We start from the raw sequence: 12,450 nt of genomic DNA, 5'->3' as shown, positions 1-12,450 counted from the left end.
GCAGGTATCACCTAGAAACTAGTGCCCGTCGTCACACATCTCTACCTACATTGTGATCCCGGTCACGCGATTCGGCAGAGCCGTCGGATAAGCAGCCGGATCCCCCACGACAACGAGGCGGCGACCTGCAACTACGCTGACACCCATGGCTGAGCTCACCATCCCCGCCGACATCAAGCCCGCCGACGGACGCTTCGGCTGCGGCCCGTCCAAGGTTCGCCCCGAGCAGCTGACCGCCCTGGCCGCCGCCGGCGACCTGTTCGGCACCTCGCATCGTCAGGCCCCGATCAAGAACCTGGTCGGCCGCGTGCGCGACGGCGTCAAGCAACTGTTCTCCACCCCCGACGGCTACGAGGTCATCCTCGGCAACGGCGGCTCGACCGCGTTCTGGGACGCCGCCGCGTTCGGCCTGATCGACAAGCGCTCGCTGCACCTCACCTATGGCGAGTTCAGCAGCAAGTTCGCATCGTGCGTCGCCAAGAACCCGTTCGTCGGCGACCCGATCGTCATCAAGGCCGACGCCGGCAGCGCGCCCGCGGTGCAGTCGGACCCGGACGTCGACGTCGTGGCCTGGGCCCACAACGAGACCTCCACCGGTGTCGCGGTGCCGATCCAGCGTCCCGCCGGTGACGCGCTCGTCGCCATCGACGCCACCTCGGCCGCCGGCGGACTGCCGGTAAACATCGCCGACACCGACGCCTACTACTTCGCGCCGCAGAAGAACTTCGCCTCTGACGGCGGCCTGTGGATCGCCGTGATGAGCCCCGCCGCGCTGGCGCGCGTCGAGCAGATCGCCGCCACCGACCGCTGGGTGCCCGACTTCCTGTCGCTGCCCATCGCGGTGGAGAACAGCCTCAAGAACCAGACCTACAACACCCCGGCGATCGCGACCCTGATCCTGCTCGCCGAGCAACTGGACTGGCTCAATGGCAACGGTGGCCTGGACTGGGCCGTGAAGCGCACCGCCGATTCGTCGCAGCGGCTGTACTCGTGGGCCGAGTCGCGTCCGTTCACCACGCCGTTCGTCGCGGACCCGGCGCTGCGGTCGCAGGTCGTCGGCACCATCGACTTCAACGACGATGTGGACGCCGCCGCGGTGGCAAAGGTGTTGCGCGCCAACGGAATTGTCGACACCGAGCCGTACCGCAAGCTGGGCCGCAACCAGCTGCGCGTCGCCATGTTCCCGGCCGTCGACCCCGACGACATCAGCGCCCTGACGGCGTGCGTCGACTGGGTCGTGGAACGGCTGTAGCGCAGCTCTCCGCATGATCTGAATCAGCAACCGAGGCGCGCAGCTCAGCAAGAGCTGCGCGCCTCGGTGTGTCAGCACGGTTACGAGTCGATAACGCAGTAGGGTGGGCCGTTAAGCCGCGTCCTAGGAGGTCACCAATGAGGGAACTCAAGGTCGTCGGACTCGACGCCGACGGCAAGCGCATCATCTGCGAAACCGCCGACACCGCAGAGAAATTCGTGGTTCGCGTCGATAATCGCCTGAAGGCCGCCGTCCGCGGCGACCGGGCCACCAGCAACCAGACGCAGATCGAGGTCGAGGTCGAGGTGCCCAACACCCTGCGCCCCCGTGACATCCAGTCCCGCATCCGGGCCGGCGCCTCCGTCGAACAGCTCGCCGCGGCCGCCGGCGTGACCCCGGAGCGCGTCATGCGCTTCGCCCACCCCGTGCTGCTGGAGCGGTCCCGCGCCGCCGAGCTCGCCAGCGCATCGCACCCGATCCTGCCCGACGGTCCGTCGGTGCTGACCCTGCTGGAGACGGTGACCGGCGCCCTGATCGCCCGCGGCCTCGATCCCGAGGCCACCAAGTGGGACGCCTGGCGCAACGAGGACAGCCGGTGGACCGTGCAGTTCGGATGGAAGGCCGGACGCTCCGACAACATCGCGCACTTCCGGTTCAGCCCGGGCGCCCACGGCGGCACCACCACCGCATTCGACGATGCCGCGACCGAGCTCATCGACCCGAACTACACCCGCCCGGCCCTGCGATCGGTAGCACCGCTCCCGCAGCTGCACTTCGAGGAATCGGTCGCCGAGATTCCGATGCCCGTCTTCGTGCCGGAACCGGAGCCCACGCCGGAACCCGTGCCGGCCCAGGTGGTCGTCATGACGCCGCCTCCCGTCGCTCCCCCGGTGCCCGAGGCGCCCGTCGCCCCGCCGGTGCCCGAGCCCATCCCGGTGCCGGAACCGGCCGCCGCGGCCGAAACCCCCGAGACTCCCGAGCCGGCCGCTCCCGCGGCGCGTCCGCGCAAGAAGAAGCCCGAGATTCCGGCCTGGGAAGACGTCCTGCTGGGCGTGCGGGCCAACGGCCAGCGCTGACCCTGCGTTTCTCGGGTTGACTCTGCCCTGACGGCCGGTGCTACTCGCACTTTCACGCCGTGGTTACAGGATCAACGGCGGGCGGAGCTAGCTGCTCAGCGCGATGGCCAGTGTCGCGACCCAGCCCAGCGCCACACCCAACCCGGCGCCCCAGACAAACCACCGCCATACCGGGCGCACGCGCCAGCTCCATACCGTCGGGGCCAGGCCGCCGACCGCCACCGCGTTCAGCCCCACCGCGAGCAGCGGATGCACCCGCAACAGCCCGAGGGACAAGACGATGATGGCGGCGGCCGTCACCGCAGCCACGAACGCCGACACCGTCAGTCCGGTGCCCCACGGCGTGCGCGACGGCAAGGTCATCTGAGCCAATCTAGACCGCCGATCGGGTGCGTTCGTAGAACGCCATGGCTGCGGCGGTGGCGACGTTCAGCGAGTCGGTGCCCCGCGACATCGGAATCCGCGCCCGCACCTCGCAGGCCCGCATGGTGTGTTCGGTCAACCCGGGACCTTCCGCCCCGACCAGCACCCCGACCTTCTGCTCGGCCAGTGGCGCGAGGGCCTCGGCCAGCGGCACGGACCCCTCCCCCGGCGTCATGGCGATCAAGTGAAAGCCATTGTCCTGCATCAACTTCAGATCGCCTGGCCAGGACTCCGCGCGGGCGTAGGGCACCAGCAGAGCATGGCCCATCGACACCCGGACCGCGCGCCGGTACAGCGGGTCGGCGCATCCGGCGCCGAACACCACCGCGTCGACCCCCAGACCGGCGGCGTTGCGGAAGATCGAGCCCAGGTTCTCGTGGTCGTTGACGCCCTCGAGCACCGCGACGGTCCGGGCGCCCCGCAGCACCTCGGGCACCGACAATTCGACCGGACGTGGCGCCGCGGCCAGCACGCCGCGGTTGAGGTGGAAGCCGACCACCTCGGCCATCACCTCGGCGCTGGCGCGGTAGTACGGCACGCCGCAACCGGCCAGGTCGTCGGACAGTTCTCGGAGCCGGCGATCGGTGCCGAGGAAGCCCCGCGGGCTGAACCGCGATGCCAGCATGCGCTGCGCCACCAACACGCCTTCGGCGATCACCAGGCCCTTGCCCGACGGCAGGTCAGGGCGGCGGTCCACGCTGTTGAGGTCGCGAAAATCGTCGAGCCGCGGATCAGCGGGGTCGTCGACATCGACAACGATGACGTCGTCCAGCGCGTCGATGTCGGGCGCCGCGCTCACTGGGCTTCGTCGATGATCGCGAACATCAGGTCCGCCGCGGCGAGCAGCGTCGCGCGGTCCTGCTGCGTCAGCTTCTCCAGCCGTCCCTGCAGCCATTCCATGCCGGCCCGGCGCTCAGCTTCGAAAAGCTCCTCACCGGCCGGGGACACCACGACCAGCACCTGGCGCCGGTCGTCGGGATGCGAACTGCGTGCCACCAGCCCCAGTTCGACCAGCGACGCGATGACCCGCGTCATCGACGGCGGCCGCACCCGCTCGCGGGTGGCCAGCGCGCCCGGCGTCATCGGGCCCTCCTTGGCGAGGGTCGCCAGTGCCGACAACTGCGTCAGGGACACCGGGGAATCGGGACGACGGAACCGCAACTGTCGCGCCAGCCGCACGACGGCCAGCGACAGGTCATTGGCCAAGCGGTCATCGGCGTCCGTCACGAGCAGATAGCGTACCGATCGATCGACTAGCGTTAGAGGAGATGGCCACGCCCGCGCACGAACACCCGGCGGCACCACAGCCGCCGGCGCTCCCCGACCGACTCCTCGACCCGGTTCCGGTGATCGTGGTGATCGCTGTGGGCTGGCTGGTCGCGGTGGTCTTGGCCTTCACCGTCGCGGCCCTGCACGACTGGCGTCCGGTGACCGTCGCGGGCCTCGGTGTCGGCGTACTCGGCACATCTATATTTCTGTGGCAACGCAGCGCAGCCCGTCGGGGCGCACGTGGTGCCCAACGCGGCCTGCGCTGACCCAACGTAAGGGAGAGTCCGATGGCTGGAGAAACACCTCTGCTGCAGGCAGACATCACCATCAACGCGCCGGCGGCCAAGGTCTGGGCTTTGATCTCCGACCTCGGCAACATGCCCAAGTGGAGCCCGCAGTGTCGGACCATGAAGGCGATCGGCGCCGTCAAGGTCGGCACCAAGACCGTCAACGTCAACCGGCGGGGTGCGCTGTTCTGGCCGACGACCGCGACCATCACCGCACTCGACCCGCAGCAGAAGCTGTCGTTCCGGGTCAACACCAACAACACCGAGTGGACCTACGACCTCGAGCCCTCCGGCACCGGTACCAAGGTCACCGTCAGCCGGCACGCGGAAGCCGTGAAACCGATCTCCAGCACGCTGATCAACCGCTTCATGGGTGGTGTGCCCAACTTCGAAGTGGAACTGGTCGAGGGCATGAAGACCTCGCTCGGCCGGATCAAGGCCGCGGCCGAGGGCTCCTCGAACTAAGTACCGAGGTCGAGCACGCCGTCGTCGAACGGCTCGAACGCCGGTGAGCCGATGGGCTCCGGCGGCGGCGTGTCCGAATGGGCGCCACAGCCGTACTCTGCCGACACCACGCGTCCGTCCGCAGACAACTCGTTGGCGCAGACACCGAACACCAAGCCGAGCGACCCCGACAGCGGCACGAAGAAGCCACAGCCACGGCAGGTTCGGCGGGTAGCGCGCGCCATGGCGGCGTTCGGTCCGAAGTCGCCGTCCTGCCAGCGCTGCGCGGCATCCGTCCGGCCCCAGTCGCTGAGGACCTGCTTGCGGCCGAATCCGATCTCAGCGGCGACCTCGTCGAGCTCAGGATCACCGGACGCCAGGTAACCCGGCACCAGACGCGGATCGTTGGGCAGCGGAGACAGCAGATCACCGGGGCTCAGGTCGCCCGGCTGCACGCGCTCATTCCACGGCACCCATTGCGGGGCCAGCAGCGCATCCGGACCCGGCACCAGGACCACTTCGCTGACGGTGGTGTGGTCGGCGCCCGGGTAGGTCGCCAGCACCACTGCCCACTGCCAGCCGTGGTAGCCGGGCATCGAGGCGAGGAAACGATGGGTCACCGAGGCCGGGTCGTCGAAGCTGGCGCCGAGGTAGTCGCCGACGACGCCGTCGCCACTGAATTCGATGATCGCGGCGCGGGCCTGATCGACCGCGCCCATCAGGATCGGGGTCAGGTCCGGTAGGTCGGCCTCTTCGGCAACCGGCTCGGGGGCTGCTTCGGCCTCCGGCGCATCGTCGGTCTCCACAGCCGGAACCTCGGCGGACGGGGATTCGTCGGCGGCGGCCTGCGGCTGCGGCTCGTCGACGGTCTCCGGCACATCGGCGGATTCCACTGCCTCAGCGGGAACTTCGACGGCCTCCGCGGTTTCCGCGGCGGCTTCAGCGGCCGGCACCTCGACCGGTGCCTCCGTCGGCGTCGACTCGTCCGGCGTCACGGCTGCCGATTCGGTGTCATTGGGCGTGTCCATCGCGATCAATACTGCCTGACCACCCAGGACAAGGCCACACCGCCTGCCTGCGCGCCGCTGTCGGCAGCATGGGGAACAATCGTGCTCATGAGTGGACCGCGGGACGCCGGGTGGTCGGGAGATCCCCGCTACTACCCGCCGCGCCCACCGCGCCGCCATGACGAAGAGCATCCCGGCATGGCCAACTACCCGAGCGATCCCGATCATTCGCGACGCCGTCCGCCGCCCCGGGGCTCATCTGCGCACAGCGAGAATCGGTGGCTGCCGCCGCTCGAGGACGATCACCACAACGGGCACGGCTACGAACCCGGTTACGACGACGGCCGTGACGACCGGCGCCGCGACCACGACGACCGACGCGGCGGCCCCGCGGGCGGCGAGAAGATCACCGTCACCCGCGCCGCCGCCCAGCGCAGTCGCGAGATGGGCACCAAGGTGTACGGGCTGGTGCATCGCGCCGCCACGGCCGACGGCGCAGACAAGTCCGGCCTGACGGCGCTGACCTGGCCGGTCGTCGCGAACAACGCGCTGGACGCGGCCATGGGCATCGCGCTGGCCAACACCTTGTTCTTCGCGGCGGCATCCGGCGAGTCCAAGAGCAAGGTGGCCCTGTACCTACTCATCACCATCGCGCCGTTCGCGGTGATCGCCCCGCTGATCGGGCCGGCGCTGGACCGGGTGCAGCACGGCCGCCGGGTCGCCCTGGCGGTGTCGTTCGCGCTGCGCGTGGTGTTGGCACTGGTGCTGATCGGAAACTACGACGGCGCCACCGGTAGCTATCCGCCCTGGGTGCTGTACCCCTGCGCGCTGGGCATGATGGTGCTGTCCAAGTCGTTCAGCGTGCTGCGCAGTGCGGTGACGCCACGTGTGCTGCCGCCGAGCATCGACCTGGTCCGGGTCAATTCCCGGCTCACCATGTTCGGGTTGCTGGGTGGCACCGGGCTCGGCGGTGGCCTCGCGGCCGCATTCGAGTACACCTTCGGTCTGATGCACCTGCCGGGCGCGCTGTACGTCGTCGCCGTCGTGGCCGTCGCGGGTGCGGTCCTGACGATGCGCATCCCCAAATGGGTCGAAGTCACCGAGGGCGAGGTGCCGGCGACGCTGTCGTACCACGCGCCGACCGAGCAGCTCCGGCATCCGCATCACGATCAGTCTCCACGGCAGCCGTTGGGCCGCAACATCATCACGTCATTGTGGGGCAACTGCACCATCAAGGCGCTGGTCGGATTCCTTTTCCTGTACCCGGCGTTCGTCGCCAAGTCGCACGACGCGGGCGCGTGGGAGCAGCTGAAGATTCTCGGGCTCATCGGCGCCGCCGCGGGCATCGGCAACGTCGCCGGCAATATCGCCAGCGCCCGGCTGAAGCTGGGGCATCCCGCGCAGGTGGTCGTGCGCGCGACCGTCATCGTCACCGCATGCGCCATCGCCGCCGCGGTGGCCGGCAATCTGATGGTGGCCGCGGCGGCCGCACTGATCACCTCGGCGGCCACGGCGATCTCCAAGGCATCTCTGGACGCGTCACTGCAACACGACCTGCCCGAAAAGTCCCGGGCGTCCGCCTTCGGCCGGTCCGAGTCCGTTCTGCAGTTGGCCTGGGTGATCGGCGGCGCCATCGGTGTGCTGATCTATACCGACCTCTGGGTCGGGTTCACCGCGATCAGCGCCCTGCTGATCCCTGGGCTGGCCCAGACCCTGGTGAGCTACAACGGAGGCTCATTGATCCCGGGCCTCGGCGGCAACCGGCCCGTACTAGCCGAACAGGAAGGACCACGGCCCGATCCCGCGGCAATGCCCGGGGCGCGCCAAGGACGGATATGAAACGAGTTCTCGCACTGTTGGCAGTCGTCGCGGTGCTGTCTGCGACGGCCACCGGTGTCCTGGTCTGGCGGATGACGCGGCACCAGGGCCCCGACTTCCCCGAGATCAGCGCCTTCACCGACGGCCAGCTGGCCCGGGTCGGGCCGTACCGCTACTGCGACGTGCACCTGAAGGCATGCGACGTCCCCGCGACGACAGGCGAGCTGCACGTGACGGCGCGGCATCCCATTCAGCTCTCGGTGCCGCAGGCCATCGCCCGCGCACCGTGGGTGCTGCTGCTCGCCTACGAGGACGGCGGCTCGGCAGTGAGCGAGTTCCGGCCGGACAAGCGGCTGGCCGTGACCATCCCGACCGTCGACCCGCATCACGGCAAGCTGCTCGGGCTCGCCGTCCAGCTGCCCACTCTGGCAAGGGATTCCGACGGTAACGAGTTCCCGCTGCCGCACGCCGAATGGTCGGTGCGGACCGTCTGGCCGTAAGCGCCGAATGTCCACTTGTCGCACGGGTTTTCGCGATTTCCGTGTCACAGGTGGCCACTCGGCGTAGGGGTCAGGCGCCGTGACAGACCGGCACCTGTTCGCCCGCACGGACCGGGCCGGGTGGCGTGCCGTCACCGAAAGGCCTGCCGCCCAACGCTTCCCGGCCGTGCGGCGTGAGCCAATCGGCCAGCTCGGGACCTTTCGGCACGATCCGTGTCGGATTGATGTCCGCGTGCACGATGTAGTAGTGCTGCTTGATCTGCACGAAGTCGACGGTGTCGCCGAAGCCCGGCGTCTGGAACAAATCCCGGGCGTACGCCCACAGCACCGGCATCTCGGTGAGCTTGGACCGGTTGCATTTGAAGTGCCCGTGATAGACCGGATCGAACCGGGCCAGCGTGGTGAACAGCCGTACGTCGGCCTCGGTGATGGTGTCCCCCACCAGATACCGTTGGCCACTGAGCCTTTCGGTCAGCCAATCCAGCGCGGTGAACAGCCGGTCGTAGGCGGCGTCGTAGGACTCCTGTGAGCCCGAGAACCCACAGCGGTAGACGCCGTTGTTGACCTCGGTATAGACGCGACGCGCCACCTCGTCGATCTCGGCGCGTAAGTGCTCCGGGTACAGCTGCGGCGCACCGGGACGGTGATACGCCGTCCATTCGGTCGACAGGTCCAGCGTCAGCTGCGGGAAGTCGTTGGTCGCCACCGCGCCGGTCGGCACATCGACGATCGCCGGCACCGTGATGCCCTTGGGGTAGTCCGGGTCGCGCTTGAAGTACGCGTCCTGCAGCCGCGGGATCTTCAGCACCGGGTCCACACCACCGGGATCCAGGTCGAACGTCCAGCTGCGCTGATCGTGCGTCGGACCGCAAAAGCCAATGGAGAGCACATCTTCCAGGCCCAGCAGCCGACGAACGATGATGGCGCGGTTGGCCCACGGGCAGGCCCGAGCGACGATCAGCCGATACCTGCCGGGTTCGACGGGGTAACCGTCACGGCCGTCGGCCGTTATCCGGGTGCTGATGTAGTTGGTGTCGCGGGTGTATTCAGTACCTGGGTTGACGTAGGACACGTCCCCAGTCTGCCCGCCCAAAGTTGGCTTGTGTGCGAGAAATCAGTGGTCGATTCGGCGGACACAAGCCAACGTTCGGCGCAGGGATCAGGCGTCGAGCTCGCGCGCGACGGCCTTGACCACCTCGGACACCTTGCGGGCGGTCTTCTTGTCCGGGTAGCGGCCCCGGCGCAGCTCGGACTGCACCGCATCCTCGAGGAGCGTGATCATGTCCGACACCATGCCGTGCAGCTCGTCGGGAGTGTGCTTGTGCTCAGGAGCCGACGCCTCGCGACGCGTGCGCGACAGGCTCGGCGGCGGGTCGATCAGCTTGAGGCTCAGCGCCTGCGGACCGCGGCGCCCGGCGGCGACGCCGAACTCGACACGCTGACCGGCCTTGAGACCTTCGACCCCGTCGGGCAGCGCCGAAGACCGGACGTAGACGTCCTCGCCCTCTTCCTGAGAGAGGAAGCCGAAGCCCTTCTCCGTGTCGTACCACTTAACCCGGCCGCTTGGCACTGGTCTCACCTGCTCGTTCTCAACATGCGGTTACATAACGAAAGCGCCCCACCGACGCAGGACGCGTTGACGTTGATTCTACTCGGCCACCTCAGATCGCAGCATCCCCATTACTCAGTAGACTGAAGGTTCTACCTGTAGGAGGTGACATGCGCCTGGTCCTGAACATCATTTGGCTGGTTTTCGGCGGCTTCTGGCTGGCGCTCGGTTACTTCCTCGCCGCTCTGATCTGCTTCATTCTCATCGTCACCATCCCGTTCGGCGTCGCCGCGGCGCGCATCGGCGTGTACGCGCTGTGGCCGTTCGGCCAGACGGTCGTCGACAAGCCCGGCCCGCGCCCGGGTGCATTGGTCGGCAACGTGATCTGGCTGGTGCTGTGCGGTTGGTGGCTGGTGCTCGGCCACATCGCCACGGCCATCGCCCAGGCCCTGACCATCGTGGGTATCCCGCTGGCCCTGGCCAACCTCAAGCTGATCCCGGTATCGCTGCTGCCGCTCGGCAAGCAGATCGTGCCGGTCGATCAGACGCACCCCGCACCAGCCTGGCAGCAATGACACTCATACCCCTCGGTCTGCCCACCGTCGCACGGCCCGTCGGCTCAGCGCCGGAATCCGGGCCGCTGATCGATACGTACGGCCGCGTCGCCGCCGACCTGCGGGTGTCGCTCACCGACCGCTGCAACCTGCGCTGTACCTACTGCATGCCGGCCGAAGGCCTGGACTGGCTGCCCGGCGCCGACCTACTCACTCTCGAAGAGCTCACCCGGCTGATCCGGGTGGCCGTGACCCGTCTGGGCATCACCGGCGTGCGGTTCACCGGCGGCGAGCCGCTGCTGTCTCCGCATCTGGAGGACGTGGTCGCAGCGGCGGCCGCACTGGAGCCGCGTCCGGCGATCGCCGTCACGACCAACGGGATCGGACTGGCCAAGCGCGCCGCCGCATTGAAGAAGGCCGGGCTCAATCGCGTCAACGTCTCACTGGACACCCTCGACCCGGACCGGTTCGCGGCAATCACCCGGCGCCGGCGCCTCCCCGAGGTGCTCGACGGCCTGGCTGCCGCGAAGGACGCCGGGCTGAGCCCGGTGAAGGTCAACGCGGTGCTCGATCCGAAAACGGGCCTGGACGACGCCCCCGCGCTGTTGCGCTTCTGTCTAGAGCACGGATACCAGCTGCGGATCATCGAGCAGATGCCGCTGGATGCCGGGCACCACTGGGAGCGCGGTTCGGTCCTGCAGGCCGAGCAGATTCTGGCGGCACTGCGCGGCGAGTTCACTCTGCGCCCGGACCCGGCGCCGCGGGGTTCGGCACCTGCCGAGCTCTGGCAGGTCCACGACGACGGCGCGGTGCTCGGCACCGTCGGCGTCATCGCGTCGGTCTCCGCCGCGTTCTGCGGCACGTGTGACCGCACGCGGCTCACGGCCGACGGTCAGGTCCGCAGCTGTCTGTTCTCCCAGCAGGAGACGGACCTGCGCGCGTTGCTGCGGGGCGGTGCCGACGACGATGCGCTGGAGGCCGCCTGGCGGGCGGCGATGTGGGCCAAGCCGGCAGGGCACGGCATCAACGATCCGGGGTTCGTGCAGCCGGACCGCCCGATGAGTGCGATCGGCGGCTGAGGTTGACCGAATTGGTGGTGACGGTGCGCTATTTCGCCGCCGCGAAGGCCGCAACCGGAATCGAGACCGAAACGTTGCGGCTTCCTGAGGGTGTAACCGTCCGCGATCTGGTGGACTCCATTGGTACGCGTGGGGCAGATGTGGCAAAAGTGCTGACACGCTGCTCGTTTCTGCGCGATGGCGTCGCCGTGCGCGATCTGAACACCGCGCTCGCAACAGCTCAGACGGTCGATGTGTTACCCCCCTTCGCCGGCGGCTAATTGTGAAATGCCTCACATAACGAATCGATAACGACCTGGCTGTGGTGCCGCTGACCGGCGTCAATACCTGCGAAAACGCCGAAACAGCCAGCGGCTTTAAAGTCCTCTCATAATTTGCCCTGGCCCGAAACGCCCAAAATCCGCCGAAGTGACGGAACCCACCGGACCCGATACCGTCGTCTCTCAAGCCAGAGCGACCCTTTGGCACCCGCACTTGAAACGCCTAGCTCCATCCATCAAGTGCGGCCGACGACAAACCGTGGATGGAGGCGGGGGACCCAACCGGTCCACCGAAGAAATCAGGACCAGGAGCCTCGGCTCCTTGGGGTGAAGCCTGCTTAGCAGGCCGGGCAACCTCTCCAGCCCGAACCCGACAGCTGACCTCGCAGGCGTTGACGAGAGGACTGCTTTCTATGAGTGGACGCCACCGTAAACCGACCACGTCCAGCGTCAGCGTTGCGAAGATCGCCTTTACCGGCGCTGTTCTCGGCGGTGGCAGCATCGCCCTCGCCGCTCAGGCGAGCGCGGCGACCGACGGCGAATGGGACCAGGTAGCGCGCTGCGAGTCCGGCGGCAACTGGGCCATCAACACCGGCAACGGCTACCAGGGCGGCCTGCAGTTCTCGCCGGGCACCTGGAGCGCCCACGGCGGTGGCGAGTACGCCCCGGCCGCGAACATGGCCAGCAAGGACCAGCAGATCGCCGTCGCCGAGCGCGTCCTGGCCCGCCAGGGCCGTGGCGCCTGGCCCGTCTGCGGCACCGGCCTGTCCAGCTCAACCCCGCGCAACGTGGTGAACACCCCGAAGCCCGCCCCGGCCGTCACGCTGGACAACCCCGAGCTCAACACCCCGGCCGATCCGGCGCCGGTGCAGGAAGCCGCCGCTCCGCTGGACGCGCCCGCACCTGAGGCCCCCGCAGCCCCCGCGATCGTC

The 12,450-nt window shown here is 68.5% G+C and carries 16 protein-coding genes and 1 riboswitch; of the genes, 10 read left to right on the top strand and 6 right to left on the bottom strand.

Going from position 1 to position 12,450, the window contains the following annotated elements:
- The first annotated feature begins 145 nt into the window (after positions 1–145).
- Both serC and sepH read left to right on the top strand, forming a co-directional pair.
- Positions 146–1,252: a phosphoserine transaminase gene (serC, locus tag TL10_RS00080; protein ID WP_043390555.1), complete on the top strand. Its 1,107-nt coding sequence runs from the start codon at positions 146–148 to the stop codon at positions 1,250–1,252.
- Between the two features lie 137 nt (positions 1,253–1,389).
- Positions 1,390–2,328 (top strand): septation protein SepH, encoded by a 939-nt coding sequence (gene sepH, locus TL10_RS00075; RefSeq protein ID WP_043983895.1) that lies wholly within the window; start codon positions 1,390–1,392, stop codon positions 2,326–2,328.
- A gap of 87 nt (positions 2,329–2,415) precedes the next feature.
- Here sepH and TL10_RS00070 read toward each other — a convergent pair whose 3' ends face one another.
- Genes TL10_RS00070 through TL10_RS00060 form a run of 3 tightly spaced genes read right to left on the bottom strand, consistent with a single transcriptional unit; the run spans position 2,416 to position 3,978 of the window.
- Positions 2,416–2,691 (bottom strand): DUF2537 domain-containing protein, encoded by a 276-nt coding sequence (locus TL10_RS00070; protein WP_043390551.1) that lies wholly within the window; start codon positions 2,689–2,691, stop codon positions 2,416–2,418.
- A gap of 10 nt (positions 2,692–2,701) precedes the next feature.
- A complete protein-coding gene (locus TL10_RS00065; RefSeq protein ID WP_043983893.1) occupies positions 2,702–3,550 on the bottom strand; it encodes a TrmH family RNA methyltransferase in 849 nt (282 codons plus the stop codon).
- The gene (locus TL10_RS00060; protein ID WP_043390548.1) at positions 3,547–3,978 is read right to left on the bottom strand and encodes an Rv0880 family HTH-type transcriptional regulator; all 432 of its coding nucleotides are present in this window, start codon (positions 3,976–3,978) and stop codon (positions 3,547–3,549) included. Before TL10_RS00060 ends, TL10_RS00065 begins: the two co-directional genes overlap by 4 nt.
- A gap of 41 nt (positions 3,979–4,019) precedes the next feature.
- Between TL10_RS00060 and TL10_RS00055 the strand changes: the two genes are divergently transcribed.
- Entirely contained in the window at positions 4,020–4,286 is a 267-nt protein-coding gene (locus TL10_RS00055; protein WP_043983892.1) for a DUF2530 domain-containing protein, read from the top strand.
- Between the two features lie 21 nt (positions 4,287–4,307).
- On the top strand, positions 4,308–4,772 hold the full coding sequence (locus TL10_RS00050) for an SRPBCC family protein (RefSeq protein ID WP_043390543.1): 465 nt from the start codon (positions 4,308–4,310) through the stop codon (positions 4,770–4,772).
- Here the strand turns inward: TL10_RS00050 and TL10_RS00045 are convergent.
- Positions 4,769–5,470, bottom strand: coding sequence for a DUF3027 domain-containing protein (locus TL10_RS00045; RefSeq protein ID WP_082067791.1), 702 nt, complete (start codon positions 5,468–5,470; stop codon positions 4,769–4,771). The two genes, TL10_RS00050 and TL10_RS00045, sit on opposite strands and share 4 nt — an antisense overlap.
- 396 nt (positions 5,471–5,866) lie before the next feature.
- Here TL10_RS00045 and TL10_RS00040 point away from each other — a divergent pair, with 396 nt between their 5' ends.
- Complete coding sequence (locus TL10_RS00040) at positions 5,867–7,597, top strand: MFS transporter (RefSeq protein ID WP_082067782.1); 1,731 nt, start codon at positions 5,867–5,869, stop codon at positions 7,595–7,597.
- A complete protein-coding gene (locus TL10_RS00035) occupies positions 7,594–8,076 on the top strand; it encodes a DUF2771 domain-containing protein (protein WP_043390538.1) in 483 nt (160 codons plus the stop codon). Before TL10_RS00040 ends, TL10_RS00035 begins: the two co-directional genes overlap by 4 nt.
- Positions 8,077–8,146: 70 nt before the next feature.
- Here TL10_RS00035 and TL10_RS00030 read toward each other — a convergent pair whose 3' ends face one another.
- Complete coding sequence (locus TL10_RS00030) at positions 8,147–9,148, bottom strand: glutathione S-transferase family protein (RefSeq protein ID WP_043984110.1); 1,002 nt, start codon at positions 9,146–9,148, stop codon at positions 8,147–8,149.
- Between the two features lie 87 nt (positions 9,149–9,235).
- Complete coding sequence (locus TL10_RS00025; RefSeq protein WP_043390536.1) at positions 9,236–9,646, bottom strand: cold-shock protein; 411 nt, start codon at positions 9,644–9,646, stop codon at positions 9,236–9,238.
- A gap of 149 nt (positions 9,647–9,795) precedes the next feature.
- Between TL10_RS00025 and TL10_RS00020 the strand changes: the two genes are divergently transcribed.
- From TL10_RS00020 to TL10_RS00005, 4 genes are all read left to right on the top strand, one after another.
- The gene (locus TL10_RS00020) at positions 9,796–10,200 is read left to right on the top strand and encodes a YccF domain-containing protein (protein ID WP_043390534.1); all 405 of its coding nucleotides are present in this window, start codon (positions 9,796–9,798) and stop codon (positions 10,198–10,200) included.
- Positions 10,197–11,258 (top strand): GTP 3',8-cyclase MoaA, encoded by a 1,062-nt coding sequence (gene moaA / locus TL10_RS00015; RefSeq protein ID WP_043390532.1) that lies wholly within the window; start codon positions 10,197–10,199, stop codon positions 11,256–11,258. Before TL10_RS00020 ends, moaA begins: the two co-directional genes overlap by 4 nt.
- Before the next feature lie 2 nt (positions 11,259–11,260).
- Positions 11,261–11,518 carry a MoaD/ThiS family protein gene (locus tag TL10_RS00010; protein WP_043983886.1) on the top strand — a complete coding sequence of 86 codons (258 nt, stop codon included), beginning with the start codon at positions 11,261–11,263 and terminating at the stop codon, positions 11,516–11,518.
- Positions 11,519–11,752: 234 nt separating this feature from the next.
- A riboswitch (cyclic di-AMP (ydaO/yuaA leader) is annotated at positions 11,753–11,925 on the top strand.
- A gap of 6 nt (positions 11,926–11,931) precedes the next feature.
- Positions 11,932–12,450 (top strand): transglycosylase family protein (locus TL10_RS00005; protein ID WP_043983884.1); only part of this gene is annotated, 519 nt, incomplete at its 3' end.

The sequence above is a fragment of the Mycolicibacterium llatzerense genome (assembly GCF_000878195.1).
In the GTDB taxonomy this organism is placed as follows: Bacteria; Actinomycetota; Actinomycetes; order Mycobacteriales; family Mycobacteriaceae; genus Mycobacterium; species Mycobacterium llatzerense.
This window is presented reverse-complemented; position numbering and strand designations above follow the sequence as displayed.